Origin of the sequence: Bradyrhizobium guangdongense (assembly GCF_006483445.1) — a bacterium.
Taxonomy (GTDB): domain Bacteria; phylum Pseudomonadota; class Alphaproteobacteria; order Rhizobiales; family Xanthobacteraceae; genus Bradyrhizobium; species Bradyrhizobium guangdongense_A.
On the sequence record NZ_PPPT01000094.1, the window covers coordinates 1 to 26,766 of the forward strand.

At 64.7% G+C, this 26,766-nt stretch carries 25 protein-coding genes and 2 pseudogenes; 11 read left to right on the forward strand and 16 right to left on the reverse strand.

The window, feature by feature from the left end; translation table 11 throughout:
* Window positions 1–48: 48 nt before the first annotated feature.
* The 12 genes and pseudogenes from ilvD to pncA all read right to left on the reverse strand — a co-directional run bounded on the left by ilvD (window position 49) and on the right by pncA (window position 13,879).
* A complete protein-coding gene (gene ilvD, locus C2U70_RS13715) occupies window positions 49–1,899 on the reverse strand; it encodes a dihydroxy-acid dehydratase (RefSeq protein ID WP_140978598.1) in 1,851 nt (616 codons plus the stop codon).
* 141 nt (window positions 1,900–2,040) lie between these two features.
* Entirely contained in the window at window positions 2,041–2,901 is an 861-nt protein-coding gene (locus C2U70_RS13720) for an ABC transporter permease (protein ID WP_140978600.1), read from the reverse strand.
* On the reverse strand, window positions 2,898–3,827 hold the full coding sequence (locus C2U70_RS13725; RefSeq protein ID WP_186294243.1) for an ABC transporter permease: 930 nt from the start codon (window positions 3,825–3,827) through the stop codon (window positions 2,898–2,900). The genes C2U70_RS13720 and C2U70_RS13725 overlap by 4 nt, the downstream gene beginning before the upstream one ends.
* A complete protein-coding gene (locus C2U70_RS13730; RefSeq protein WP_140978604.1) occupies window positions 3,827–4,816 on the reverse strand; it encodes an ABC transporter ATP-binding protein in 990 nt (329 codons plus the stop codon). Before C2U70_RS13730 ends, C2U70_RS13725 begins: the two co-directional genes overlap by 1 nt.
* Window positions 4,813–5,796, reverse strand: coding sequence for an ABC transporter ATP-binding protein (locus tag C2U70_RS13735; RefSeq protein WP_140978606.1), 984 nt, complete (start codon window positions 5,794–5,796; stop codon window positions 4,813–4,815). Before C2U70_RS13735 ends, C2U70_RS13730 begins: the two co-directional genes overlap by 4 nt.
* Before the next feature lie 4 nt (window positions 5,797–5,800).
* Window positions 5,801–7,437 (reverse strand): annotated as a pseudogene (locus C2U70_RS13740) (ABC transporter substrate-binding protein).
* Window positions 7,438–7,470: 33 nt separating this feature from the next.
* Complete coding sequence (locus C2U70_RS13745; protein WP_140978608.1) at window positions 7,471–8,292, reverse strand: sugar phosphate isomerase/epimerase family protein; 822 nt, start codon at window positions 8,290–8,292, stop codon at window positions 7,471–7,473.
* A 425-nt stretch (window positions 8,293–8,717) separates the two neighbouring features.
* Window positions 8,718–9,101: a GrlR family regulatory protein gene (locus tag C2U70_RS13750; RefSeq protein WP_140978610.1), complete on the reverse strand. Its 384-nt coding sequence runs from the start codon at window positions 9,099–9,101 to the stop codon at window positions 8,718–8,720.
* Window positions 9,102–9,114: 13 nt separating this feature from the next.
* A complete protein-coding gene (locus tag C2U70_RS13755; RefSeq protein ID WP_140978612.1) occupies window positions 9,115–11,148 on the reverse strand; it encodes an NAD(+) synthase in 2,034 nt (677 codons plus the stop codon).
* A 197-nt stretch (window positions 11,149–11,345) separates the two neighbouring features.
* On the reverse strand, window positions 11,346–11,951 hold the full coding sequence (locus C2U70_RS13760; RefSeq protein ID WP_140978615.1) for a hypothetical protein: 606 nt from the start codon (window positions 11,949–11,951) through the stop codon (window positions 11,346–11,348).
* Window positions 11,952–12,120: 169 nt separating this feature from the next.
* Complete coding sequence (locus tag C2U70_RS13765; protein ID WP_140978641.1) at window positions 12,121–13,146, reverse strand: alpha/beta fold hydrolase; 1,026 nt, start codon at window positions 13,144–13,146, stop codon at window positions 12,121–12,123.
* Window positions 13,147–13,252: 106 nt separating this feature from the next.
* The gene (gene pncA, locus C2U70_RS13770; protein ID WP_140978617.1) at window positions 13,253–13,879 is read right to left on the reverse strand and encodes a bifunctional nicotinamidase/pyrazinamidase; all 627 of its coding nucleotides are present in this window, start codon (window positions 13,877–13,879) and stop codon (window positions 13,253–13,255) included.
* Window positions 13,880–14,147: 268 nt separating this feature from the next.
* Between pncA and glk the strand changes: the two genes are divergently transcribed.
* The 3 genes from glk (at window position 14,148) to C2U70_RS33005 (ending at window position 15,775) form a co-directional block, all read left to right on the forward strand.
* Window positions 14,148–15,122: a glucokinase gene (gene glk / locus C2U70_RS13775; RefSeq protein WP_140978619.1), complete on the forward strand. Its 975-nt coding sequence runs from the start codon at window positions 14,148–14,150 to the stop codon at window positions 15,120–15,122.
* Window positions 15,123–15,260: 138 nt separating this feature from the next.
* Entirely contained in the window at window positions 15,261–15,464 is a 204-nt protein-coding gene (locus C2U70_RS13780) for a hypothetical protein (protein ID WP_140978621.1), read from the forward strand.
* A 155-nt stretch (window positions 15,465–15,619) separates the two neighbouring features.
* Entirely contained in the window at window positions 15,620–15,775 is a 156-nt protein-coding gene (locus C2U70_RS33005) for a hypothetical protein (RefSeq protein ID WP_186294244.1), read from the forward strand.
* Between the two features lie 58 nt (window positions 15,776–15,833).
* Here C2U70_RS33005 and C2U70_RS13785 read toward each other — a convergent pair whose 3' ends face one another.
* The 3 genes from C2U70_RS13785 to C2U70_RS13795 form a co-directional block, all read right to left on the reverse strand.
* Window positions 15,834–16,565 carry an adenylate/guanylate cyclase domain-containing protein gene (locus C2U70_RS13785; protein WP_140978623.1) on the reverse strand — a complete coding sequence of 244 codons (732 nt, stop codon included), beginning with the start codon at window positions 16,563–16,565 and terminating at the stop codon, window positions 15,834–15,836.
* A 54-nt stretch (window positions 16,566–16,619) separates the two neighbouring features.
* On the reverse strand, window positions 16,620–16,883 hold the full coding sequence (locus C2U70_RS13790; protein ID WP_246666748.1) for a PilZ domain-containing protein: 264 nt from the start codon (window positions 16,881–16,883) through the stop codon (window positions 16,620–16,622).
* A 278-nt stretch (window positions 16,884–17,161) separates the two neighbouring features.
* Window positions 17,162–17,980: a Spy/CpxP family protein refolding chaperone gene (locus C2U70_RS13795; protein WP_186294245.1), complete on the reverse strand. Its 819-nt coding sequence runs from the start codon at window positions 17,978–17,980 to the stop codon at window positions 17,162–17,164.
* Window positions 17,981–18,474: 494 nt separating this feature from the next.
* Between C2U70_RS13795 and C2U70_RS13800 the strand changes: the two genes are divergently transcribed.
* The 6 genes from C2U70_RS13800 to C2U70_RS13825 all read left to right on the forward strand — a co-directional run bounded on the left by C2U70_RS13800 (window position 18,475) and on the right by C2U70_RS13825 (window position 24,649).
* A complete protein-coding gene (locus C2U70_RS13800; RefSeq protein WP_140978627.1) occupies window positions 18,475–19,815 on the forward strand; it encodes an ABC transporter substrate-binding protein in 1,341 nt (446 codons plus the stop codon).
* 135 nt (window positions 19,816–19,950) lie between these two features.
* Window positions 19,951–20,889: a carbohydrate ABC transporter permease gene (locus tag C2U70_RS13805; RefSeq protein ID WP_140978629.1), complete on the forward strand. Its 939-nt coding sequence runs from the start codon at window positions 19,951–19,953 to the stop codon at window positions 20,887–20,889.
* Entirely contained in the window at window positions 20,889–21,800 is a 912-nt protein-coding gene (locus tag C2U70_RS13810) for a carbohydrate ABC transporter permease (protein WP_140978631.1), read from the forward strand. The genes C2U70_RS13805 and C2U70_RS13810 overlap by 1 nt, the downstream gene beginning before the upstream one ends.
* Before the next feature lie 5 nt (window positions 21,801–21,805).
* Window positions 21,806–22,906 carry an ABC transporter ATP-binding protein gene (locus C2U70_RS13815; RefSeq protein WP_140978633.1) on the forward strand — a complete coding sequence of 367 codons (1,101 nt, stop codon included), beginning with the start codon at window positions 21,806–21,808 and terminating at the stop codon, window positions 22,904–22,906.
* 39 nt (window positions 22,907–22,945) lie between these two features.
* Window positions 22,946–23,935 carry a hydroxyacid dehydrogenase gene (locus C2U70_RS13820; RefSeq protein WP_140978635.1) on the forward strand — a complete coding sequence of 330 codons (990 nt, stop codon included), beginning with the start codon at window positions 22,946–22,948 and terminating at the stop codon, window positions 23,933–23,935.
* Window positions 23,936–24,115: 180 nt separating this feature from the next.
* Window positions 24,116–24,649, forward strand: coding sequence for a hypothetical protein (locus tag C2U70_RS13825; protein ID WP_140978637.1), 534 nt, complete (start codon window positions 24,116–24,118; stop codon window positions 24,647–24,649).
* Here C2U70_RS13825 and C2U70_RS13830 read toward each other — a convergent pair.
* Window positions 24,646–25,143, reverse strand: a complete 498-nt coding sequence (locus C2U70_RS13830; RefSeq protein ID WP_140978644.1) for a DUF1993 domain-containing protein — start codon at window positions 25,141–25,143, stop codon at window positions 24,646–24,648. The genes C2U70_RS13825 and C2U70_RS13830 overlap by 4 nt on opposite strands.
* Before the next feature lie 104 nt (window positions 25,144–25,247).
* Between C2U70_RS13830 and C2U70_RS13835 the strand changes: the two genes are divergently transcribed.
* Complete coding sequence (locus tag C2U70_RS13835) at window positions 25,248–26,033, forward strand: transporter substrate-binding domain-containing protein (RefSeq protein WP_140978639.1); 786 nt, start codon at window positions 25,248–25,250, stop codon at window positions 26,031–26,033.
* A 178-nt stretch (window positions 26,034–26,211) separates the two neighbouring features.
* Window positions 26,212–26,766, forward strand: a pseudogene (locus C2U70_RS13840) (DUF2147 domain-containing protein); the annotation flags it as partial.

Genomic DNA, 26,766 nt, shown 5'->3' on the forward strand with positions numbered 1-26,766 from the left:
TGGATGGCCGGGACAAGCCCGGCCATGACGATGCGGAAGCAGTGTCGCTCAATTCGTCCGACGCTTCACCTCGCGCACCGCACCGCGTGCGGCGCTGGTGGTGAGTGCGGCGTAGGCCTGCAGCGCGGTCGAGACGTTGCGCTTGCGCGCGGCGGGCTGCCAGGCGGCATCGCCCTTCGCCTCCTCCGCTGCACGGCGTTTTGCGAGCTCCTCGTCGGACACATCGAGCGTGATGCTGCGGTTCGGGATGTCGATGGAGATGCGATCCCCGGAGCGCACGAGGCCGATATTGCCGCCTTCGGCGGCTTCCGGCGACAGATGCCCGATCGACAGGCCCGACGAGCCGCCGGAGAAGCGGCCGTCGGTGACGAGCGCGCAGGCTTTGCCGAGGCCCTTCGACTTCAGATAGCTCGTGGGATAGAGCATCTCCTGCATGCCGGGGCCGCCACGCGGGCCCTCATAGATGATGACGACGATCTCGCCGGCCGTGACCTTGCCGCCCAGAATGCCGTCGACGGCGGCGTCCTGGCTTTCGAACACATGCGCGGGGCCTGAGAATTTCAGGATCGAGGCATCGACGCCGGCGGTCTTCACGATGCAACCGTCCTGCGCGAGGTTGCCGTAGAGCACGGCGAGACCGCCGTCCTTGCTGAAGGCATGTTCGAGATCGCGCACCACGCCCTTCTCGCGGTCGGTGTCGAGCTCGTCGTAGCGGCGCTCCTGGCTGAAGGCGACCTGGGTCGGGATGCCGCCGGGCGAGGCGCGATAGAAGGTGCGCACCGCCTCGCTCCTGGAGCGCTTGATGTCCCAGCGCTCAAGCGCGTCCTTCATGGTCGGCGCATGCACGGTCGAGACCGAGGTGTCGATCAGGCCGGCGCGGTCGAGCTCGCCCAGAATGCCCATGATGCCGCCGGCGCGGTGCACGTCCTCGACATGGACGTCGGCAACCGACGGGGCGACCTTGCAGAGCACGGGCACACGGCGAGACAGGCGGTCGATATCCTGCATGGTGAACTTGACCTCGCCTTCATGGGCGGCGGCGAGCAGATGCAGCACGGTGTTGGTCGAGCCGCCCATCGCGATATCCAGCGTCATCGCGTTCTCGAAGGCGGTGAAGTTCGCGATGTTGCGCGGCAGCACCGAGGCGTCGTCCTGCTCATAGTAGCGGCGCACGATGTCGACGATGGTGTGGCCGGCCTCGACGAACAGCCGCTTGCGGTCGGCATGGGTTGCGACCACCGAGCCGTTGCCGGGCAGCGCGAGGCCTAGCGCTTCGGTCAGGCAGTTCATCGAATTGGCCGTGAACATGCCCGAGCAGGAGCCGCAGGTCGGGCACGCCGAGCGCTCGATCACCTTGACGTCCTCGTCGCTGACCTTGGAGTCGGCGGCCGCGACCATCGCGTCGATCAGGTCGACCGCATGGGTCTTGCCGTGCAGCTTGACCTTGCCGGCCTCCATCGGCCCGCCTGAGACGAACACGGCGGGGATGTTGAGTCGCAGCGCGGCCATCAGCATGCCGGGCGTGATCTTGTCGCAATTGGAGATGCAGACCATGCCGTCGGCGCAGTGCGCGTTGACCATGTACTCGACGCTGTCGGCGATCAATTCGCGCGACGGCAGGCTGTAGAGCATGCCGTCATGGCCCATGGCGATGCCATCGTCGACCGCGATGGTGTTGAACTCTTTTGCCACGCCGCCGGCCTGCTCGATCTCGCGCGCCACGAGCTGGCCGAGGTCCTTGAGATGGACGTGGCCGGGCACGAATTGCGTGAAGGAGTTGACGACAGCGATGATCGGCTTGCCAAAGTCGCCGTCCTTCATCCCCGTCGCGCGCCAGAGGCCGCGCGCGCCCGCCATGTTGCGGCCGTGGGTGGTGGTGCGGGAGCGGTAGGCTGGCATGGCGGTTTCCGTCCTTGGTTTGGCTGGACCCGGCGGAAGAATTCAGAAGCCGCCTCAGGCCTTTGTGGCCGGATAGCGCAGGGAACAGGCCGGTGCAACGGGAACTTGGGCCGGACAGGGCTCCTCTGCTCCCGGCGCGGGCTACTGGAGGGTCGGATCGAGCCGGTCACGCAGCCAGTCGCCGATCACGGAGACCGACAGCGTCGTCACCACGATGGTCGCGGCCGGCGCCAGCATGATCCAGGGCGCCCGCGTCAAATATTCGCGGCCATAGCCGACCATGTTGCCGAGGCTGGTCATCGGCGGCTGTACGCCGAGGCCGAGGAAGGACAGGCCGGATTCGAGCAGGATCACCTCGGGGAAGACCAGCGTCGTCGACACGATCAGGGTCGAGGCGATGTTCGGCAGGATGTGCCGCAAGTAGACCCGCGACGGCGTGGCGCCGAGCTGCCGGACCGCGGCCGCATAACCCTGTGCATTGGCCGAGATCGCGAGCCCCCGCGCGATGCGGGCGTAGCGCTCCCAGCCGAACAGGCCCATCAGGCCGACCAGCAGCGTCAGCGAATTGCCGAAGAAGGCGAGCACGGCGAGCGCCAGGATCAGGAACGGCATGCTGGCCTGAAAATCCGCGAGCATCAGCACGAACTGCTCGACGATCCCGCGAAAATGTGCGGCAAGGAAACCGAGCAGCGTGCCGACCACGGTCGAGATCGCCGTGGCGCCGAACGCGATCAGCAGCGAGATGCGGATGGACACCAGCAGCCGGGACAGCACGTCGCGGCCGAGCTCATCGGTGCCGAGCCAGTGCGCGGCATTGCCGGGCGCGGCCAGCCGGTTGCGCAGGTCGAGCTGGGTAAAGCCATACGGCGTGATCTTCTCGGCGAAGATGGCCAGCAGCAGCATGGCGATGATCCAGCTGGCCGCGATGGCGACGGAGACCGGAATTTTTGGAAGAGCGAGGCGCCGGCCGGCGGCGATGTCCTTGAGGGTCGCGTCGGTCATGCCTGTGCTCCCTTCGCGCGCAGGCGCGGATCGAGGAAGCCGTAGAGGAAGTCGACGATCAGGTTGGAGGAGACCATGGTCATGGCGACGAGCAGCAAAATGCACTGCACGACCGCGAGGTCGCGGTTCGCCACCGCCACGACCAGCAGCCGCCCTACTCCAGGCCAGGCAAACACGCTCTCGACCACCACCGCGCCTGCGATCAGCGTTCCCACCATGAAGCCGAGGATCGTCACGGTCGGGATCGCCGCGTTCGGCAGCGCGTGCGAGGTCACCACCATGCGCCACGGCACGCCCTTGGCTGAGGCGGTGCGGATATAGGGCTGGCCCAGCACCTCCAGCATCGCGCTCCGGGTGAAACGCGCCAGCACTGCGGCGCCGCCAAGGCCAAGCGTTGCGACCGGGAGAATGGCGTGACGCCAGCTCTCCTGCCCGCCCGATGGCAACCAGCCGAGCTGCACGGCAAAGACGAGCACCAGGACCAGCGCGAGCACGAAACCCGGCACCGTGAAGCCGGCGACCGCGGTGATCATCACCACGCGGTCGATGGCCGAACCGCGATGGAGCGCCGCATAAATGCCACCGGGGATGCCGATGCCGACCTTGAAGACTAGAGCCGGCAAGGTCAGCATCAAGGTTGCGGGGATGCGCTCCAGCACCAAAGCGATCGCGGGACGTCCGTCGCGCATGGAGCGACCGAGCTCGCCCTTGGCGATGGCGCCGAAGTAATCGACATATTGCATCCAGATGGGATCATCGAGGCCCCAGGCCTTTCGGAACGCTGCGATGACTTCCGGCGGCGCCTCCGGTCCCATGATCATCAGCGCGGGATCGCCGGAGAGACGCAGCACGACGAAGGCGAAGGTGACGACGAGCACGATCGTCAGCAGCGCGCGAAAAATGCGAATCGCGAAGAAACGCACCATCACGCCGCGTCCCGGCTGTGGACTTGCGATCCCCCGACGAGATGGCAGGCCACCTGGCGGTCGCCCGCGATCGACGCAAGCTGCGGCACCTCGTTCCTGCAGCGCGCGATGGCGCGCGGGCATCGCGGATGGAAGGCGCAGCCTGCGGGACGCGCGGCCGGGTTGGGCGGATCGCCTGAGAGAACGACCCGGCCCGCGCTGCGGCGGCCGGGTGCCGGCGAGGCAGAGACCAGCGCCTGCGTATAGGGATGCTCTGGCCGCGCAAACAGATCGTCGGCGCTGCCATATTCGACGATTCGCCCGAGATACATCACGGCAACAAAGTTGCTGATCTGGCGCACGACGCGCAGATCGTGGCTGATGAACAGCATGGTCAGCGACAGCTGCGCCTGGAGGTCAGTGAGCAGATTGACCACCTGCGCCTGGATCGAGACGTCGAGCGCGCTGACCGGCTCGTCGCACACCAGAAAATCCGGCCACGTCGCCAGCGCCCGCGCCAGCACGACACGCTGGCGCTGCCCGCCCGAGAGCGCGCCGGGATAGCGGATGCCATGCTGCTCGGTCAGCTCGACGGAGCGCAGCAACTCCCTCACGCGCGCCTCGCGCTCGGCCGGCGTGCCGATGCCGTGAATGTCGAGCGGTTCGCGGATTTGCGCGGCGACCGGCAGACGGCGGTCCAACGCGCCGAGCGGATCCTGAAAGATCATCTGCATGCGAGCGCGCTGCATGCGCCATTGCGGCGTCGCGAGTTTCGCGATCGGCGCCCCGTCGAAACGGACTTCGCCGCGATCGGGCGGCTCGAGCCCGAGCACGATGCGACCGGTGGTCGATTTGCCCGACCCGGATTCGCCGACGAGCCCCAACGTCTCGCCTTTCGGAATCGAAAGCGACACGCCGTCGACGGCGTGGACATCCACCGTGCGGCCAAATAGCCCGGCGCGCATGGTGTAGGTCCGCGAGACGGTTGATACCCGCACGAGAGCGCTCATTCAGCCGCGATCCCAAGCAACGCCTTGCGCGAAGCTTCGGCGTTGACACAGGCAACCGTACGCCCGTCGCCCAACGGGGCAAGCCGCGGTGCTGCGCGCAGACAGGCCTGCTCGACCAGCCCGCAACGCGGCGCGAAAGAACAGCCGCCTGGCATCTTCTGGGGATCGGGCACCGTGCCCGGAATGGCGGTGAGCCGCCGGCGTGGGCCATCGAGCGGCGGCAGCGCACCGATCAGGCCTTGGGCATAGGGATGCCAGGGATCGGCAAAGAGATGCGCTGACGGTGCCTGCTCGACGATACGGCCGGCATACATCACGGCGACACGATCGCAATTCTCGGCGACGACGCCGAGGTCGTGGCTGATCAGCACCATCGCCATGCCTGTCTCACGACGAACCTGCGACAGCAGTTCGAGGATCTGTGCCTGAATGGTGGCGTCGAGCGCGGTGGTCGGCTCGTCCGCAACCAGCAGGTCTGGTTGACCTGCCAAGGCCATTGCAATCATGATGCGCTGGACTTGGCCGCCGGAGAATTCGTGCGGATAGGCCGACAGGCGCCGCTCGGCGTCGGGAATGCCGACGAGATCGAGCAGGCGCTTCGCTTCCGCCTTCACGGCGTCGCCCGAGAGACCACGGTGCAGCGCCAGCGTTTCGCAGAGCTGCCTGCGGATGGTCAGGACCGGATTGAGCGCGCTCGCCGGATCCTGGAAGATCATGGCGACCCGCCCGCCCCGGACCTGATCGAGCGACGCCTGCGGCGCGCCGAGGATCTCGCGCCCGTCGAGCCGCACCGAGCCCGCGACGCGGGCATGCCGCGGCAGCAGACCGAGCGCGGCAAGCCAGGTCACCGACTTGCCGGAGCCGGATTCGCCGACGAGGCCGATGGCCTCGCCCGTCTGCAGGGTGAGATCGACGCCATGCAGGACGGGCACGCCGTTGAAGGCGACGCTCAGCCCCTCGATGCTGACCAGTGGCGACATCACCTCACGCCTCGAAATTGCCGCTGCGGAAGTCCATCGCAAAGGCCGGCGAGGCCTTCCACTTGATCGACTTCGGCTTGGCCGTAAACGTCGCGTTCTGATGCAGCACGGTGTAGGCGGGATCCTCGCGCTCGGCGATCTCGAGCATGCGGCGGAACGCCTGCTTGCGTTTCGCGCGATCGGTTGAGGTCTCCAGCAACTCCGACAGCGTGTTCAGCTCGGGATTGGTCCACTCGCCAATTTGCTGCTGCTGGCCGTTCGGGCCGTGCTGGGCGACCAGCGACGACACGGGGTCGTTGAACGCGGCCGAGTTCGACCAGTCGCGCACGGCGCGGGTCGGCGCGCGTTCCATGATCTGGGACCAGTTTTCCTTGGTCTCGATCTGCACGTTGAGGCCAACCGACTTCCACATCTCGACCAGGATCTGCGCGGTTGCGACCTGGTTGGTGTAGTAGTTGTTGAGCAGGCGGTACGGAATCGGATCGCCCTTGTAGTTGGCCTGCTTCAGCAAATCCTGCGCGAGCTTGGGATCAAAGACCGGCACGCTCCAGTCGGCGATGAACATGTCGCCGTAAAACTCCCACTGCAGCCCCTTCGGCACGCGCGTGCGCCCGGCCCACAGGCTGTCAACGATCGCCTGGCGGTCGATCGCGTGGGTGAAGGCGCGCCGCACGAGAGGATTGGCGAGCACGGCGTGGTTCTTGTCGAATACGGTCAGGCGGTGATTGAGGATGGTGCCGCCCTGCACTTCGAACGCCGCGTTTTTCTCGATGCCGGCGATCTGATCCGGCGGGATGTCGCAGGCGAACTGATATTCGCCCGACAGCAGCCCGTTGATGCGGCTCGCCACTTCAGGCACTTCGAGGAAACGGATGCGCTTGAGCGGCGGACGGCCGCCCCAATATTCGTCGTGGGCTTCCAGCGTCAGCGAGACGTCGGGCTTGAGCTCGACGATCCTGTAGGGCCCCGTGGTAACAGGCTTGCGCGCCCAGTCGAGATAGCTCGGAGACTCTTCCCAGGCGCGGCGGTTCATGATGTCGGAGCCGTAGCGCGACAGGCGGCCTTCGATCGTGACGTCGGGCGTCGCGTTGTAGAAGCGCACCGTGTACTTGTCGACGGCCTCGACGCGGACGAGGTCCGGCCAGATGCGGCGTGCGACGGCCGGCACGTCCGGCGGCAGTTCTTTGCCGGGCCGCGGCGTCGGGATCTTCTCGAACGCCTTGATGGTGGTGCGGCTCTTGGCCTCGGTCTCGCCGAACATGCGCTCGCGGCTGAAGGTGAAGACAACGTCCTCGGAGGTCAGTTCGTCGCCATTGTGGAACTTGACGCCCTGGCGCAGCTTCACCTCGACGGTCTGGTCGTCGATGCGGCGCCATTCGGTGGCAAGCCCCGGCACGGCTTCGAGATTGCCGCGGAAATTCTTCGAGATCAGGCCCTCCCAGATCGAGGAGAAGAACACGCGCTCGCCGACATTGGACTGCTCGCGCAGCACGTCGAGCACGTTGGAATTGGTCACCTTCTGGACGGCGATGGTGACGGACGGGCGGTTGTCGCCTTGCGCGATGGCAAAGCGCGGCAGCGCCAGCAGGCCGGCGCCGGCGGCGCCGGTCTTGAGGATGTGCGGCGGGTGAGCTTGTTCATGACGGAGACCCCAATCTGGATTGTTCTTGATGCTTATTCGGCGAGGCCAAGCGACGTCAGATGCGCGGCACCTTTGCGGACGTCGTCGTGGTTGCGGAGTTCGAGGATCAGGCGCGGGTTCGACGTAAGCCGGCCGAGCGCGCGGAACACGGCGATCCAGGGAATGTTGCCCTCACCCGGCGCCCAATGACGGTCCGCGAAACCGTCGGTGTCCTGGAGGTGGACGTGCGTGAGCATGTCGCCAGCGGTTTCGACGTAGTAGTCGACCGGCGGCGCGCCGGTGGAGATGTGGGCGTAATTGGCATGACCGGTGTCGAGGGAGACGCGGACTTTTGCGCTGTCGAGCGACTTTGCGAGCCGGACGCGGTCGCGCGGATCCTTGTCCTCGATGTTCTCGATGACGATCTCGCAGCCGATCCGTTCGGCCCGCGCAATCACTTCGGCCAGCGTCGCCTTCACCCGCTCGACCAGATTGCCGCGATTATCGGGATAGAGATCGAGATTGTTATGATCCCACGTCGTGAATGGCGAATGGATCACCATCTGGGTCGCGCCGAGGAACTCGGCGGCGTCCAATCCCTGCAGCAGCCGCTTGGTGATCGCCTGCCGGATCATGGGATCGTGGCTGTCGATCTTGAAACCCCAGAACGGGCCGTGGATGCCGAGCCGGCCAGTATGACCCGCAAGCATCTGCTTGATTTCGCCGGCGGTCGTGCGCCAGTCGTTATCGAGCAGGTCGGCGCGGAAGAAATCCTGGATCTCGAGATCGCGCTGGCGTTCCAGCAGCCAGTCGCGATGCGCGGCGATCGACTTGATGGAAAGAGCAGCGCCCAGCACGGGCAGCGCAGCCGACATGTTCTTTTCTCCTTGGCCATCGCGGACAAGGCAGCGCTAAACCAGTTCAATGACAGGCCAGTGAAATGCGAGTTCCTATCGCGGAACGAGATGTGGACATCCGAAGATGCCGCATCGTTGGGCGCAACGCGGTCTGCAAATGCAGTTTCTCCGTAATGTCGCGGATAGAATTCCTATCCGACTTCGCGTATCCCCGGCGCATCGATCGGCGGCACGACAAGCATCACCTTTCCGATCGGCATCATGGGGTTGGGGGATCTCATGGGGCTGGACTGGTGGGCTGGGGCAATATGGGGCGGGGTAAAGTTGCGAGGTCCGGACTCCTAGGCACTCCGGACCTCGCGCTTTCTTCTGAAGCAAACGACATCGCGCCGCGCGGCTGGCTGAGCCGCGCGGCGCGAAGTCGTTTTCAGACTGCGTTGTTGCTAGATCGGATCCTTCAGTGTCAGCTTCGCGGTAAACGTCACGCTGGTCTTGCCGACCAGCGCCATGCCGTCGACCTCGGCGCCACCGGCCGAATAGTCGCCGGAGAATCCGCAGGTGACCTCCCTGCCCCCGAACGCCAGCGTCTTGCCGACGGCTTCGGTGTGCTGATTGACCGTCATCTCGCCGCGCCACTTGCCGTTCCGGAAGGTGTAATGGCCGGTATAGTAGAAGAAGCTGTCGCCGCCCATGATGCGGCCATCGGACAGCACGACCACGCCCCTGGCCTGCCCGCGCTTGCCGTCGCGCATCTCGATCTCGAAGAGATAGAGGCCGTTGACGACGTTGTTGTGATCGTTCGTGTCCGGCGCGTCCCCGGCCGACATCAGCCCATCTCCCTCATTTCGGCACGTTGCGTTCGAGGTCCTCGAGCCAGGCGGCCGCGCTCGAATCCGACGGCGCGCGCCAGTCGCCGCGCGGCGACAGCGAGCCGCCTGACGAGACCTTCGGGCCGTTCGGCATTGCCGAGCGCTTGAACTGGCTGAAGGCGAAGAAGCGGCGCAGGAACACGTCGAGCCAGTGGCTGATGTCGGCGAGCGCATAGGCGCGGCGGCGGTCATTCGGGAATGCCGGCGGCCATTCGCCACCTGCGACGTCGCGCCAGGCATGCAGCGCCATGAAGGCGATCTTGGACGGACGCATCCCGTAGCGCAGCGTGTAGAACAGGTTGAAGTCCTGCAGCTCATAGGGCCCGATCGAAGCCTCCGTGCTCTGCGGCTTCTCGCCAGGCTTGGCCGGAACGAGCTCGGGCGAAATCTCCGCCATCAGGATCGATCCCAAGGTGCGATTGACGTCGTCGCCGAACTGTTTCGATGCGATCACCCAGCGGATCAAATGCTGGATCAGCGTCTTCGGCACGCCGGCATTGACGTTGTAATGCGCCATCTGGTCACCGACGCCATACGTGCACCAGCCGAGCGCCAGTTCCGACAGGTCGCCGGTGCCGATGACGATGCCACCGTGATGATTGGCGAGGCGAAACAGATAGTCGGTTCGCAAACCCGCCTGCACGTTCTCGAAGGTGATGTCGTAGACGGGCTCGCCCTTCCCGAAGGGATGGCCGATGTCTTTGAGCATCTGCGTTGCTGTCGTGCGGATGTCGAGTTCCTGCCAGGTCGTCTCCAGCGACTTCATCAAGGCGAGCGCATAGGTCTTGCTCTCGCTGCCGGTGGCAAAGCCCGGCATGGTGTAGGCAAGAATGTTGCTGCGGGGCAGACCGAGCAGATCGACCGCCTTGGCGGCGACGATCAGGGCGTGGGTGGAATCGAGACCGCCGGAGACCCCGATCACGACGCGCTTGGTTCCCGTCGCGCGCATGCGCTGCACGAGGCCGGCGACCTGGATGTTGTAGGCCTCGTAGCAATCCTGCTCCAACAGGCTCTCGTCGCTCGGCACGAAGGGGAAGCGCTCGATCTTGCGCAGGAAGCCGATGTCGGTCGTCGGCGGCTTCAGCGCAAACGTCACTTTGCGGAACATCGGCTCGCGCTGCCGGCGGTTGTCGTCGAACGTGCCCATCATCGCTCGCTCCTGCCGCAGCAGGTCGAGATCGATATCGGCAAGCGTCATCTGGCCGCCCTGCCGGAAGCGCTCGCCCTCGGCCAAGAGTTCGCCGTTCTCGTAGATCGAGGTCTGGCCGTCCCAGGCAAGATCGGTGGTGGATTCGCCGGCGCCCGCAGCGGAATAGACATAGGCAGCAAGGCACCGCGCGGACGTCGACTGGCACAGCAGCGCGCGCGAGCGGGCGCGGCCGATCGTGATCGGGCTGCCAGAGAGATTGATCAGAACGCTCGCACCGGCCAGCGCCAGCTCGGAGGCCGGCGTGACCGGGATCCACATGTCCTCGCAAATCTCGACGCCGATCGTCAGCCCCGCGACGTCCTCGGCCTCGAACAGCAGGTCGGTGCCGAACGACGCGCGCAGCGCGCCGATCGCGATCGTCTCGCTAACGATCCCGGCGCCGGAACCGAAGTGCCGCCCCTCATAGAATTCGCGATAGGTCGGCAGGTAGGTCTTGGGCACGACGCCGAGCACGCGGCCGCGATGGATCACGACGGCGCAATTGTAGATGCGGGCACCGAAGCGCAGCGGCGCACCGACGATCAGCACCGTCATCAGCGCGGCTGACGCCTCGACGATCGTGGCAAGCCCCCGCTCCACCGCATCGAGCAGCGGATCCTGCTTGACGAGATCCTCGATCGCATAGCCCGCCAGGCAGAGTTCTGGAAACACGGCGACCGCCACCGACTGATCGTGGCAGGCATTGGCCGCCGTCAGCACGGCCTCCGCATTGGACGAGGGGTCGGCCACATGCGAGGTGGTTACGCAGGCCGCCACGCGGGCAAATCCATGGCGGTAGATCGAGTGGAAACTCATCAAACCCAGGGCCTTTTATTCGATATGTCGGGCCAGCCTCAGCCGGCACCAGTTGCGACCCATTCTTAGCCGATTGACGCCGGTCAATGCACCCCATTCGCCGTCATGCTTGATGAATTTGCTAAACATCCTCTCTCCACTTCCGGCCGCCGCGACAAACCAGTCCGGCGGCCGTTCTTTTGGCAGGGAGGGACGAGCTAACGGGGCGGTGCAGATCGCATCGTTTCGAACAAGGCGACGATTTCCTCGACCTGGTGGCTGGCGAGCCGTGGATTGGGCATGTTCCGGTTCGGTCCGAGAAAGCGGTGACCCGAGGTGAGGAGCTGTCTGAGGCTGTCGGCGGAGAACGACGCGCTTTTTGCCAGATCGGGGAAGCTTGGCGCCGGGAAGCGCGAATCCGGCTGCTCATTCGGCCTGTCGGACACCAGATGGCAATTGCCGCAGATCGATCGCGCGAGCCCCCGCGCCTCGGCGATCTGGTCGACGAAGAGCTGATCGGTGAAGGGCTGCGACGTCGGCACCTGCAGGGTGATGAAGCCGCGTCCCTCAGCGCGGTGGCAGGCATTGCAGGCGTTGGTCAGATCGCCATAGGCTTTTGTGAAGCGCGCGACATCCCTGGCGTCGATGGCGCTGCGCAGGGCCTGCACGGTGCCTTGATCGACGCCGCCGGCAGGCGTCGCCGTGCGGCGCAGCCCGGCTTCGATCTGATCGAATTCGTAAGCGGCGAGCGGCCAATTGCCGAGGCGACCGGCGGACCACAATTTGATGTGCTGGAACTGCATGGCGACCATGAGTTCCGACACTTTGCCGTCGCGCGGCTCAGCCTGTCCCGCCGCCCGCGATAGCGATGCGACAGCCAGTACGGTTGCGACGAGAAGCGATCTTAGTTTCATAGCGCGCACAGTCTATGGCGGCTGACGAGCGGAAGGACTTGACCCTGATCAAGGGTGGGGACGTGAGGCCGACGATTGTTCAGGCGCGACGCGCGAGCACGCCCGGCAGCTCGGCCCGCAGCCATTCCGCAATCCGCGGCCACGCATGCGCATGCGTTCGGGCCCCCATGAACAGGCCGAGATGATCGCTGGGCTCGGATGCCGCGGCGATCAGGGCCGGCGGCGTGCCCACGAGATGGGCGGTCGCCAGCGCCTGCACCGCCGGCACCACCTCGTCGTCGAGACCGGCGAGCAGGAAGAGCGGCGCTTTGACGTCCCTGAGATCGACCTTGCGTCCGAGCGCGGTGAATCCGCCCGCCACGATCCGGTTCTCGCGAAAGATCCAGTTGACGATCTGAAGATAGTAGGTGCCGGGCAGGTTCAGCGTTTCGGCGTTCCAGCGCTCGAAACGTTCGAGCAGCTCCGGCCCGCCCGCGTCCGACAGGCTCCGTTGCAAGGCCACCGCGATATCGTGCGGGGTCAACTTGCGCGACCAGAACCGCAACATCTCCTCGCCGCTGACATTGCCGCCGCCGCGTGCCACGAGCTGGTCGTACACGACACCGGGCGCGTTGCGTGCGAGCTGCGACAACGACGACTCGATCGAGAGGTCGACGGGCGCACCGACCAGCACGAGCCGGCGCACTTTGGCCGGAAAGCGCGCCGCATAGAGCAGCGACAGCCAGCCGCCCTGGCACAGGCCGACGAGGTCGACCGGCGCGCCGATCTCGTCGATGGCGACGTTGAGGTCGCCGAGATAGCTATCGATCGAGAGATAGCGCATGTCTGACGACGCCGAGCGCCAGTCAGTCAGATAGATGCGATCGACACCTCCGCGTTGCAGCGACTGCACGACGCTGTGCCCGGGCGCAAAATCGGCGATCAAGGCCCGGTGCAGCGCATAGGGCGCGCAGACCAGGACGGGCGTCCCGACCTGCCGCGTCGAGCAATCGCGCAGCCGCATCGTGGGCAGTTCGAGTGCAACGGTGTTGGCGGTGGTCCAGGCAAGCGCCGACTCGTTCGGCTCCGGCGTGCCGCGGTCGAGCCACCAGCGCCAGGAATCCATTGCGAGCCTGGCGGCTTCGAACGGCCACAACAGAGCGTCGTGTGGCTCCTGGCCCGGTTCCGGTGTGGGTTTGTCGGTCTGTCGTACCAAGCCGTGCCTCAAAGGTTCACAACAACGCCTCAAAGCTCAACGCGGGAATGCCGAGCGCCTTGAAGCTCTGATGGGTCGCGGCGACCGAGCCGCCAAGATCGATGCCGCGGCAGGCGTCCTCGATGACGGCGACCTCGAACCCCGCCTTGCGGGCGTCCTCGGCCGAGTAGCGGACGCAGAAATCGAGCGCGAGGCCGGCGACGAACACCCTCTTCAGCTCGCGCTCGCGCAGATATCCGAGCAGCCCGGTCGGCGTCGTGCGGTCGTTCTCGTAGAAGGCCGAATAGGAATCGATGCCGCGGCGGAATCCCTTGCGCACCACCAGGTTCGGCCTCGTGACCTCCAGGTCGCGGTGGAATTCGGCACCCGGCGATCCCTGCACGCAATGCGTCGGCCACAGCACCTGGGTGCCGTAGTCCAGCTCGACGGTCTCGAACGGCTGCTTGCTGGTGTGATTGGCGGCAAAGGACACGTGGTCGCCGGGATGCCAGTCCTGCGTCAGCACCACATTGGCGAATCCTTGCGCGATGCGGTTGATGGCGGGCACGACCCTTTCGCCGCCGGGGACAGCCAGGGCCCCGCCGGTGCAAAAGTCGTTCTGGACGTCGATCACGAGCAAAACGTCCTGATCCGAAATCGTCATCCGTCGTCCTCATTGCCAACAGCCGGCACCTGCAATGTCGATCTTCCCGTGCTGCTTCGCAACCGCCTCCCCCGCCAAATTGGCCGACCGGCCGGCATGCGTCCTTGTGCTGCATCAATAGGCAGAACCGAGCCAGGTCGGCGCAACGCTTCGGCGTGACCGGCGTTGTCCCCGCGATCGGCGGATTTCCAATTGGATTCACAAGGCATCCGGCCGATGCTATGCGACGGAGGCGCGCTGACACGCAGCCGAGGGGTTCTGAACGGGAATGAGTGACGGCAAGACGAGAGGTTACGCCCTGCTCGCCGACATCGGCGGTACCAATGCACGCTTCGCGCTGGTCGAAGATGGGGCTGTCGGAGCCGTCACCTACGTCAAGGTCGCGGACTTTCCGACCGTCAGGGATGCGGTCGCCGATGTGCTGGCGCGCCGCGCCCTCACCGAGCCGGTCAGGACGGCCGTGCTCGGGGTCGCCGGTCCGGTCGAGAACAATCGCTGCGTCATGACCAACAGCCCCTGGATCATCGACGGCACCGACCTGAAGCAGACCTTCGGCTTCGACACGGTCCATGTGCTCAACGATTTCGAGGTGCTGGCCTGGTCGCTGCCGTCGCTGCAGCCGGCCGACCTGCTTCCGCTCGGCGGCAAGGCCGGCGTGCCGGGCGCCCCGCTGCTGGTGCTCGGTCCCGGAACGGGCTTCGGAACCTCCTGCCTCGTCGAACGCAACGGCGCCCGCATCGCCGTGATCACCGAGGCCGGTCACGCCACCCTGCCCCCGGAAACCGAGCGCGAGGAGAAGGTGGTCGACCGGCTGCGCCGGCGCTTTGGTCACGTCTCCATCGAGCGGGGCGCATTGTCGGGCGCGGGCCTGCAACATCTCTACGAGGCGATTGCCGAGGTCGAGGGCGTGCCGGCGCCGAACCGCGACGCCGCCGGGATCACGACCGCGGCCCTCGATGGAAGCTGCAGGCTCAGCCATGCCGCGCTCGAGATGTTCTGCGGCTTGCTCGGATCCGTCGCCGGCAACCTTGCGCTGACTTTTTGCGCACGTGGCGGCGTCTATATCGCCGGCGGTATCGTGCCGCGCTTTCCAAAATTCCTCGCCGCGTCCGACTTCCGCAACCGGTTCGAAGCCAAGGGCAACTTCGAGTTCTACCTGCACAACATCCCGACCAGCCTGGTCGTGAAGCCGGATGCGAGCTTCGAGGGCCTCAAGGCATTTGCCGACCACCACGCGGCGTGAACGGCGCCATGGTTCAGCGCCTAGCGGCCACTCAATTCACAGCTCATTTTAATCAATGCGTCCCTTAACGTGAGTTCCATCTTGCCGACCGCCCCGGGTTGAGCAAGACTTGCTCAGTCGTGCGTGCGGGGGCGTTGCATGCGTAAACCGGACATCGGGTTTGACTATCATCGTTATCACCAACTGCTTCGCGAAGCAGTCGATGATGACAGCCGAAAAGCGTTGATCGAGATCCTGATCGCCGAAAAGGCCCGAGACAAGCTGGCCGCGCAGCGCGCCTCGGATCGGGCCGCGATGACGGCGCAAACCATCGCCACGGTCTTGGCTGCGAAGCGCAACTAGGCGCATGCGCCTCGTTTGCGGTGCACCGGTACGACCGTAAGTCCCGATGCCCGTTGCGATTCCGTTAAGGATCCCCGGCAAGCTCGCGTCAAACTTTTTGCTCTAAGAGTTCCCTCACCTGATGCAATTCAGGGACAACAAAGGGGGGTACTGACATGAGCATGGTTTCTCTCGCCGCGATGCCGGCCGCCGTTGAATCCCGTTCGATCGACCAGTCGTTCAAGACGCTGCTGCTGTTCTGCTGCGTCGGCCTGGTTGCGTCCTTCGGCGTGATGGCCGCGGGCGTCGATCTGAGCGCCTTCATCGCCTGAGCGCTTGCAAGCCAATCCATCGAATGGCCGCCCTCCGGCGGCCATTCGTGTTTGTGGCTCAGGCAACGAACAGGGTTACCGGCTGCTGAAAGCCTTTGAGGGTGTGCTCGCGGCCGGTCGAGCCGACCATATCCCCGGTGCGGTCCTTCACCGCCTGCGTCACCATGATCTCGCCGGGTCCTGCGGCAGCCTGCGCGCGCGCCGCACGGTTCACGACCGTGCCGACTGCCGTCAGATCGCGGTGGGTTTGGCCGAACTCGCCAAAATTGGTTTCTCCGGTGTCGACGCCGATCCCGATGCCGAGCTCGTGGCCGTCGGCACCGATGGCACGCGCGAGCTCCTCGCGCCTGCCGGCAAAGCGGTCCTGGATGTCGCGGGCGGCAAGCAGCGCCTGCACCGCATGATCGGCCTGCTTCACCGGGAAATTGAAGATCGCGAACACGGCATCGCCGATCGTCTTGTTGAGGAGGCCGTCGTAGCGCCAGATCGCGGCCGCGCAGTCGTCGTAGAAGGCATCGAGCAGCGAGGTCAGCTCGGCCTGCGCCAGCGTCTGGGTCAAGGCCGTATAGCCGCGCAGATCCGCAAACATGATCGTCGCGTCGATGGTGACGGCGCGGGCCTTCATGACACGCGAGAACGCCATCTCGCAGATGGTGCAGGTGTTCGGGTTCATGCGGCTCGGCCTGATGCCGAACAACCGGAACGGCGCCGACAACGGCCCGCGCAAGGGGATCGGCATGTGCAGGTTCTGCCAGCACCCCAGGCAAATCGTGGCAGGTTCCGGAGTCATGGCGCTACGCTAGCACCATCGACCTCGCCCAGCGCAGTAAATTCGCGGCGGGCGTCAGCGCGCGCCCTTCCCCTCGACGAAGGCAAGCCCGATCCGGTTCTTCTCGATCCAGATCACGCGGCATTCGTGCACGGAGGAATCCTTCGCCAGGACCAGGAGGAAGCGTTGCGGAACGAAGGCGGGATTGTCGACGTCGATGGCCGCACCGGCGGCCGAGATGTTGCGGACCACGCAGCTCATCACCGAGCCGCCTGACGATACATAGGCGAGCTCTTCGATCTCGACACGCGGGTGCTTGCGCTTGTCGTCCATCCGCATTCTGCCTCGTTCGGGCAACGATAGTCAGATTTGCCTAAACAAATTGCATGCGGCCGAGTTGCAGGCGTTGTGCGATGCGGCGCAAAGAATGCGCCGGTTCCCGACAAGGCCGCGAGTCGGCCATAAGTCAGGCGCGATCCGGTCCGCTTTTCTTCAAGTTCCCGTGACGAATTGAGCGAGCCGCGCCGCTGCGGCAGGATAGCCGGGCGCTGAGCCTTCCACCTACCCCAGGGCAAGGTGGCCCGGCTATTCGCGGCACGGCCCGCTCAAGCTCACGACTAGTCGAGCCCGCGCTCGTGGCTGAGCCGGACCATCTCCTGGATGAAAACCTGCTTCTGCTTGTCGTCGAGGCTGGTGAACAGCGGTTCGGCGGCGTCGGCGACACTGCGCTGATCGGCGGCGCGGTCGATCAGGAACTGGGCCTCGTTGCGCATCTGCTCGATGATGTCGTCGGGCGGATCGCGCTTGGCACGCGCCACGCGCAGGTTGAGCCGCTCCGCACCATTATGTCCGAGGTAGTGCATGGCGCTGGAGAAGCCGAACCAGTGCTTCTCCTGGTCGGGCGTGAGGTTCAGCTCGGTCTTGATGCGATCGATATAGGCGTCGCTGTTGGCGACGAGCTGCTCGGGCGTGACCTGGGGCGCGCCGTTCTGGGTCAGGACGGTCACGTCCTTGTCCTTGCCGCCCTTGTCCTTTGACGCCTTGGCGCTCTTCTTGTCCTTGGTCCCTTCCTTGGCGCCGTCCTTCGCGCCATCCTTCGAGCCATCCTTCGAGTTCTTGGCGTCCGCGTTCTTGCCCTTGGCGTCCTTGCTCGAATCCTTGCTTGAATCCTTGGCATCCTTGCCGGCCGGCGCCTGGTTGTTGTTGCCAACCCCGAGCACGCCGGTGAACACACCGACCACGCCGCCGATAGCACCGCCCAGCACGCCGCCGACGGGACCGGCCGCCTTGTTGCCGGCCGCCGCGCCCTCCTGCACGCCCTTGACCAGACCTTGCGCATTGGCGACGGCGGCCGCGCCCAGCAACAGCGCCAGCGTTGACCCGAGCGCGAACCAGCGTCGCAGGCGAAGCGGCGAGCGCTGCGTCGGGTTGATCATTCTCGTCTCCATCGTCGATTGGCCGGTCTGATTGGAATCGGTGCTGGCAGGAGTCTGCCGGGTCGGAACCTTAACTTTGCCGCCGCGCCCAGGTCTAGGCACGTGTCGCGCCATGCACCAACCTGTCCACGCCTGAAAAGCGTTTCGGGCGAAGCGGTTATGAAGGCTTATTCGAAACTGCGGCGTAATTGCGTAGACATCATCGGCCCGGAAGTCGCACCCACTGTGTGCGTCGCAAAAGGATGCGCTGTGGTTCACCGACGCCGGCGACATCGCCGCGTGTTTGCACACAACGTTAGTTCTAGATGCGCGCGATTTGGATTTCTCGACAGACGCGATCAATTCTGCTCTGATCGCGCTACCAATTCTCCGCGCCTCACGTGACCGGCCGCGCGAGGCGATGGCACGAAAAACAAGAACCGGCACGAAAAACAAGAACCAAGGAACGGTACCGAAGAAGAGCAAACAATAAACAACCAGAGCGAGGAAACGAGATGTCACGCAAGAAACTGACGCGACGACAATTTGTTGCTGCAACTGCGATGTCCTCCGCGGCCCTGATCACCGCGCCCTATGTGCGCGGTGCCTACGCTGCGGGCAAGCTCTCGATCGGCTTCTGGGACCATTGGGTCCCCGACGCCAACAAGGCTTCCACCGATCTCGTCAATGAATGGGCCGCGAAGGAGAAGGTCGAGGTCTCCATCGACTACATCACCAGCAACAACAACAAGATCCAGTTGACCGTAGCTGCGGAAGCGCAAGCGAAATCCGGCCACGATATCTTGCAGATGCCGACGTGGTGGCCACACGCCTATTCCGAGAATCTCGAGCCGCTCAATGACGTCATGGAGCCGCTCATCAAGCAGAACGGAGACGTCAACGGCACCGTCAAATATCTCGGACAGTCCGGCGGCAAATGGCTCGCCATTCCCGCGACCCCGGGCAGCCAGATCAAGGGGCCCTGTTCCCGCATCGATCTGATGAAGAAGCTCGCCGGCATCGATGTCCAGGAAATGTATCCAGCAGGCGCGCCGCCAAAGGCGGACAACTGGACGCTGGATACGTTCCTGAAGGCGGCCGAGGCCTGCCAGAAGGGCGGCTCCCCGTTCGGTATCGGGCTCGGCGAAACCACCGACAGCGTCGATACGGCCGGCGCGATCTTCCAGTCCTTCGGCGCCGAGCTGGTCAACGGGAAAGGCGAAGTCACGATCAAGACCGATGCCGTTCGACAGGCCCTCGAATACTACAAGAAATTGATCGCCTTCCTGCCGCCGGACGCTCCGTCCTGGGATGACGCCTCGAACAACAAATGGCTGATCTCGGGCCGTGGCGCACTAATCATGAATCCGCCGAGCGCCTGGGCGGTCGCCCGACGCGACGCGCCGCAAGTTGCCGAGCAATGCTGGACGCACGGCTTCCCGTCCGGGCCGAAGGGTCGCTTTGCGCCGTTCCTCCCCTACTTCTGGGGTCTCTGGAGCTTCAGCAAGAACAAGGAAGCGGCCAAGAGCCTGCTCACTCACCTCTCGCAGCCGGCATCGATCGCAAAGTTCGTGGCCGCGAGCGGCGGCTACGATCTGCCCGCCTATGCCAATATGACGACGCTAAAGACCTGGCAGGAGGAAGGGCCCCCGAAGGGGACGCTCTACCACTACCCGAATCCGTACAACCATCAGACGCTGTCGATCGCGGCGTCTCCGGCACCGCCAAAGATCGCACAGCAGATCTACTTCCAGGCGACGCTGACCAAGATGGCGCTGCGTTACGCGCAGGGCGAGAAGATGGAAGCAACACTGGCCTGGGCCGAGGGCGAGTGCGAAGGCTTCATGCGAAGCTAGCCGGGTGTGTGCCGGGCGGTTCACGCCTCCAAGCGTGAGCCGCCGCGGCACTCCGGATTTCCTTCAGCCTAGCCCAAAAGAGCCGACCGATCAGGCCGGCTGCTCATTCGACATCTCCTAATGAAAGCCCACGTCATGGCCGACGTCGTTGTTGAGCAAGGTCGTGTAGTTCGCGCGGCGAGCACACGCAAACGCAACAGTCTCCGCAATGCGCTGGGACGGAAATCGACAGTTGCGTTCATGCTGACACTGCCGCTGATTATCCTTATCGCGCTGCTCGTGCTCTATCCCGCCGTCTATTCCATCCATCTCGCCACGCTGAACAAGTCGATGCAGAAATTCGTCGGCTTCGGCAACTTCACCTTCCTGTTCAAGCGCGACACGTTCTGGATGGTGGTGAAGCAGTCCTGCATCTTCGCCGTGACCGCCGTGTTCTTCAAGGCGCTGATCGGCTTCATCGTCGCCCATTTCGTCCATAACATCCCGGGCAAGAAGCAACGCAAATGGCGCGGCATGCTGCTGGTGCCCTGGGTGATCCCGCCGGCCATGAGCACGCTCGCCTGGCTGTGGCTGTTCGACCCGTCCTACAGCGCCTTCAACTACACGCTGTCCTTCTTCGGCATTGGCCCCGTCAACTGGCTCGGTGACACCGCCTGGGCTCGTTTTTCCGTCATCCTTGTGAACGTCTGGTACGGCGCGCCATTCTTCCTGATCATGTACCTTGCCGCGTTGAAATCAGTACCGGAGCAGCTCTACGAGGCCGCGGCCATCGACGGCGCCAATTGGTGGCAGCGGATCTGGTATGTCACGCTACCGATGATGCGCAACATCATCGCCATCACCACGCTGTTCTCGCTGATCGTGACCTTCGCCAATTTCGACATCGTCCGCATCCTGACGTCGGGCGGGCCGCTGGACCGGACCCACATCTTCGCGACCTGGGCCTTCAAGGTCGGCATCGAGGGCAGCGACATTCCGTTGGGCGCCAGCGTCTCCCTGTTCATGGTGCCGATCCTCGCGATCGCGGCGATCTTCATCCTGCGCGATGTCAACAAACGTGGGAACGAAGCCTGATGAGTACACTTGCAATCGACAAGAGCGGCCCGACCCGCAAGGTAAAGCTCGGCAGCATGAGCCGCGACCGCACCTGGGCGCTCCGCTGGTCCTACTTTTTCCTGGTGCTGTTTGCGATCTTCTTTCTGACGCCGCCGCTCTACATGCTGATCACGTCACTCAAGAGCAGTGCAGAAATTTCGGCCGCGACAAACCCCTGGTGGGTCTTCCATCCGACGCTATCAAATTATGTCGAGCTTCTGACATCGAACCAGTTCCTGCGCTTCTTCTGGAACTCGTCCATGGTGGCGATCATGGTCGTCATCGTCACGATGCTGATCAGCGTTCCCGCAGCGTTTGCGCTGGCGCGGATGAAGTTCTGGGGCTCGGCGACGCTCGCCACCGGCGTATTCCTCACCTACCTGATCCCGGACAGCCTGCTGTTCATCCCGCTGTTCAAGATGCTGGCGACCGTGCAGGAATGGACCGGCATCACGCTGCTCAACCGATGGTACGTGCTGCTGTTCATCTATCCGACACTGACCGTGCCGTTCTGCACCTGGATCATGATCGGCTATTTCGCCTCGATCCCGAAGGAGCTCGACGAAGCCGCCCTCATCGACGGCGCATCCTGGCTTCAGACGCTGACGCGGATCTTCATCCCCGTGGCGCTCCCCGGCCTGATCGCCGCGACCATCTTCGCCTTCACCGTCTCCTGGGCACAGTTCCTGTATCCGCTGGTGTTCACGACATCTGTGGACCAGCTCGTGCTGCCGGTCGGGATCATCACCTCGCTGATCAAGGGTGACGTCTTCAACTGGGGGCAGATCATGACCGGCGCCCTGCTCGGCGCGGCGCCTCCGCTCATCATCTACGCCTTCCTGATGGACTACTACATTGCCGGCCTGACCGCCGGCGCGACAAAGGGTTGATTCTCATGGCTGACGTTGCGTTACGGAAGGTGGTCAAGCGTTACGACGACGTCGAGGCGGTGCGCGGCATCGATCTCGACATCGCAGACCATGAGTTCATCGTGCTGGTCGGACCGTCCGGCTGCGGCAAGTCCACGACGCTGCGCATGATCGCAGGACTCGAGGACATCACCGACGGCGACATCATGATCGGCGGCGACGTCGTCAATGACGTACCGCCGAAGGATCGCGACATCGCGATGGTGTTCCAGAACTACGCGCTCTATCCGCACATGACGGTCGCGGAGAACATGTCGTTCGGCCTGCGGCTGAAGCACTATCCGAAGGCCGAGATCAAGGCGCGGGTGACGGAAGCCGCGCGCCTCCTCGACATCACCGACCTCATCGACCGCAAGCCAAAGCAGCTTTCCGGCGGCCAGCGCCAGCGCGTCGCGATGGGCCGCGCCATCGTACGCAATCCGAAGGTCTTTTTGTTCGACGAGCCGCTGTCCAATCTCGACGCCAAACTGCGGGTGCAGATGCGGATCGAGATCAAGAAGGTGCACCAGAAGGTTCGCACCACCACGGTCTATGTCACCCATGACCAGGTCGAGGCCATGACACTGGCCGACCGCGTGGTGGTCATGAACAAGGGCCGCATCGAGCAGATCGGCACGCCCAATGAACTCTATCACAAGCCGGCGACGCGCTTCGTCGCCGGCTTCATCGGTTCGCCGGCGATGAACTTCATCCCGTGCCGGCTCGAGGACAACGGCGGCAAGCTCAACATCCGCATCACCGACCGCATCTCGTTCGCGCTGCCGCCGTCGCGTGCGGCACGCTACAATACGTTGCCGCGCACCGACAAGCTGCTGCTCGGCATCCGCCCCGAGCACATCTCGGAGTCGCATGCGCATCTGGAGCCCGGCGTCGAGACGTTCGATACGGTGCTCGACGTCACCGAGCCGATGGGCATGGAGACGCTGGTCTATTTCGGGCTCGAGGGCGCGCCGGTGTGCGGCCGGGTCAATCCCAATGCAGGCGCCCAGGACGGGGCACCCATGCGTTTGGCGATGGACCTCAACAATATGCACCTGCTAAACGAGGCAACCGGCATCGTGCTGTAACGGCCGGACAAGAACCTTAAGGGATTTTCGCGGGGGATTATGTCGACCAACAAGAAGAAGATTTTCGTCACGCAGACTTTGTCCAAGGGCGCGCGCGCCATTCTCACCCAGCGGGACGATATCGAGCTCGTCGAATTCCCCAATCTGATCTCCGCGCCCGATTTCCAGACCATGCTGAAAGAGCACGCTCCCGTTCACGGCGTGGCGCTGGGTGCCACCAAGTTCGGCGAGCCTGAGCTCGAGGCATCCGGCGACATGAAGGTGGTGACGCGGATCGGCGTCGGCTACGACGCGGTCGACGTGCCGGCGCTCTCCCGCCGCAAGGTGCCGCTGATGGTCGCGGGCACCGCGAACTCCCCCTCGGTCGCCGAGCAGGCGCTGTTCATGATGCTGATGCTCGCCAAGCGCGCGCAGGAGATGCATGCCTGCGTCACCGAGGGCAAATGGGCCGGCCGGCTCGGCATGCTGCCCTTCGACCTCTACGGCAAGACCGTGCTGATCATCGGTTTTGGCCGCATCGGCTCGCGCACCGCAAAACGCTGCCTGGCGATGGAAATGAACGTGCTGGTGTTCGATCCCTACAAGGCTGCCGCCGACATCAAGGCCGCCGGCTGCGAGCCGGTCTCGGATCTCGACGCCGCCCTGCCGCGCGCCGATTTCGTCACCATCCATTGCCCGAAGACACCGGAGACCGTGGGCATGTTCAATGCCGCGCGGATCGGGGCGATGAAGCCGACCGCCTATCTCGTCAACACCGCGCGCGGCGGCATCGTCGACGAGAAGGCGCTGCATGCGGCGCTCATCTCCGGCAAGATCGCCGGTGCCGGCCTCGACGTGTTCGAGCAGGAGCCGCCGCCGGTCGGGCACGCCCTGTTCGCGCTGCCCAACGTGATCACGGCCCCGCATGTCGCCGGTGTCACCGTGGAAGCCGTCGATCGCATGAGCGAGCAGACCGCGCGCAATATTTTGAGCGTGCTGGACGGCGATCCGATCCGGATCAACGTGATCAATCAGGACGTGCTGGGCTGACCGATCCCGCTTCCCGGCGGACGGCCCTTCCGCGGCCGTCCGCCTCGGTAAGGCCAGGAAGCGTCCCATTTTGGCGCAAATCGGGCCCAAACTCAGCCTTAATCGAAAGCGCGTAATGTGTCCGGACGCGCCGGCAGTGGGACAGATATGCCGGCCGCGGGCCTCGCGGAGGATGGACCCTTGTCAAATATCGACCCGACCGATCACACCCTGGCGGCCATCGCCAGCATTCTCGAACGCCCGGAACCCGCGCGCGACGCCGAGGAGCCCGCGATCGACGTGCAGGCCATTTTGGCCGAGCCGGTGCCGCCGCCGCTGCCCTCATTCGACGAACCGGTCTCGGTCCAGACCGACGCGCCCGAGCAGTCATTCGACGAACCGCCGCTGTTCGACGACGAGCAGATCGTGGTCGACGCCCAGCCGCTGGCGCCCGAGCAGTCGGATGCCGATGGCTACAGCAAGGTCGGCCCCGGGCCGATGGCGGCGCTGCGCTTCAAATGGACCGTACAGCGCGGCGACGACGGCCAGTTCTATGTGCATGAGACCATCGGCGAGTACTCCACGCCTGTCGTCAGCGGGCCCTTGTCGAGCGAAGCCGCGGTCAGGCTGGTCGACGAGCGCGAGGCCGAAGCGCATCACCGTTTCGAAGTGCTGCGCAGTGAAATCTCCGGCCGCGGCGCGCTCGCCGAATTCGTCCGCAAGGGCGAGGCTTAGCGTTTTCCCAGAAAGTCTCGCTTCACGAGATCGACGCCTGCGTGCCGCAGGATGTCGTAGGCTGTCGTGAGGTGAAAGAAGAATTGCGGGACGCTGAACGACAGTAGCAACGACCGCCCGGTGAAGGGCAGCTCCACGCCGCTCTTCAAGCGGAAGGCGACGGCCTTGTCGGCGGCCGCGTCGATCTCCGCGCGCGGCAGGCCTTCGATGAAGGCGATCGCCGCCGCAATGCGCGCCTTCAGTTCGGTCAGATCGGGTTTCGAATCAGGGAAGGCCATCGGCTCGCGGCCGGCCAGCAGGGCTGAGCCGACCACCGCGTGACGGATGGCTTCGCCGACCTGCTGCCTCAGATCATACATGTTCGGATAGAGCCGCATATCGAGCAGCACGGCCGGATCGATCTTGCGCGTTTCGGCGTAAGCACCGGCATGGTCGAGCAACGCCGACAGATTGCGCAGGAACGGCACGAACATGCCGACCGACGCCTCGTGGATCGATATCGTCAAGGCTCCAATTCCCTCTCGCCTGCAGCGGACAACTGGTTTAAATCCAGCACCCGCAAGAACAAGATGGCAGTTCAGACAGGGGTGGAAAAGAGATGATCGTTCGAATGTTGGCCGGCCTGGTCGCAGGCCTCCTGATGTGCTCGGTGGCCCATGCGCAGCAACCGGCGGCCTCCTCGCGCCTCGACGACATCATGAAGCGCGGCACGCTGCGCGTCGGCATGACCGGCGACTACAAGCCCTTCACCTATCTCGACAAGGCGACGCAGAAATTCACCGGATTCGATGTCGACATGGCGGAAGCCCTCGGCAAGGCGCTCGGCGTCAAGGTCGAATACGTGCAAACGGCCTGGCCGAAGCTGATGAAGGACTTTGAGGCCGATCAGTTCGACATCGCCATGGGCGGCGTCTCCATCACCCTCGACCGCCAGAAGAAGGGCCTGTTCTCGACGCCGATCATGCGCGAGGGCAAGACGCCGATCGCGCGCTGCGCCGACGTCGGCAAGTACCAGACGCTCGCCGACATCGACAAGAAGGGCACGCGCGTCATCGTCAATCCCGGCGGCACCAATGAACGCTTTGCGCGGGCCAACATCAAGGAGGCCGAGATCAATGTCTTCCCCGACAACACCGTGATCTTCGACGAGATCGCCAAGGGCAATGCCGATTTGATGATGACGGATGCCTCCGAGACCCGCTATCAGCAGAAGCAGCATTCCGGCGTGCTCTGCGCGGTGCATCCGGACAAGCCGTTCGACTTCTCCGAGAAGGCCTACTGGCTGCAGCGCGATGTCGCGCTGAAAGCCTTCGTCGACCAGTGGCTCCATGTCTCCACGGAGGACGGCAGTTTCAGGAAGATCTACGGCGCCTGGTTCGACTAGGCCTGTCGCGACAGAGTCATCTATTGGACGAGCCGGCCAAACTCTTGGCGGGTTCGGATGGCATTGAACCAGGAGCGACTGGAGGACGACTCATAGCTTGAAAGTGATCTAGATCACGCTACGCGACGGGGCCGGAGCGTAAGCGTCGACGCGGGGACCACCTGCTCAGGAGACCGAAATGAAGAAGCTGTTGGCGTTGGCCGCATTTCTTTTGGCAAGCACCGCTGCTCAGGCGCAATACACCTTCGAATATGGCGGGCGCACCATCCGCATCGACCCCGACCGCGGAACTGTGTCGATCCCCGGCGTGTATGACAACACCCGCGAGAAGTCGAAGAAGGCCAAAAACGACACCAAGAACGACACCAAGACCGATCCGAACGCCGCGCCGAAACAGCAGCCGCAGCAAGCCCGGACCGAGCCGCAGCAACCGGCGAGCCCTGCCCCGGCGCCCGCGCCCGTCGCAGCGCCGCCCGCAGCCGAGCAGGCCGCCGCTCCCGCCGTCGCGCCGCCTCCGGCTCCGCCAGCCCCGCCCGCACCTTCGCCGACCACCACGGCCAACAATGCGCCGGCCGAAACCGCCGTGTTGCCGCCGCCTCCGCCGCCGGCACCTCCTGCCCCGACCGAGCAGCAGGCCGCGCCCGCAGTGCCCCCGCCGCCGGCGCCCACCGTTGCGGCTGCGCCGCCCGCACCCCCGGCCCCGCCTCCGCCGCCCGCTCCGGCACCGGCCGCC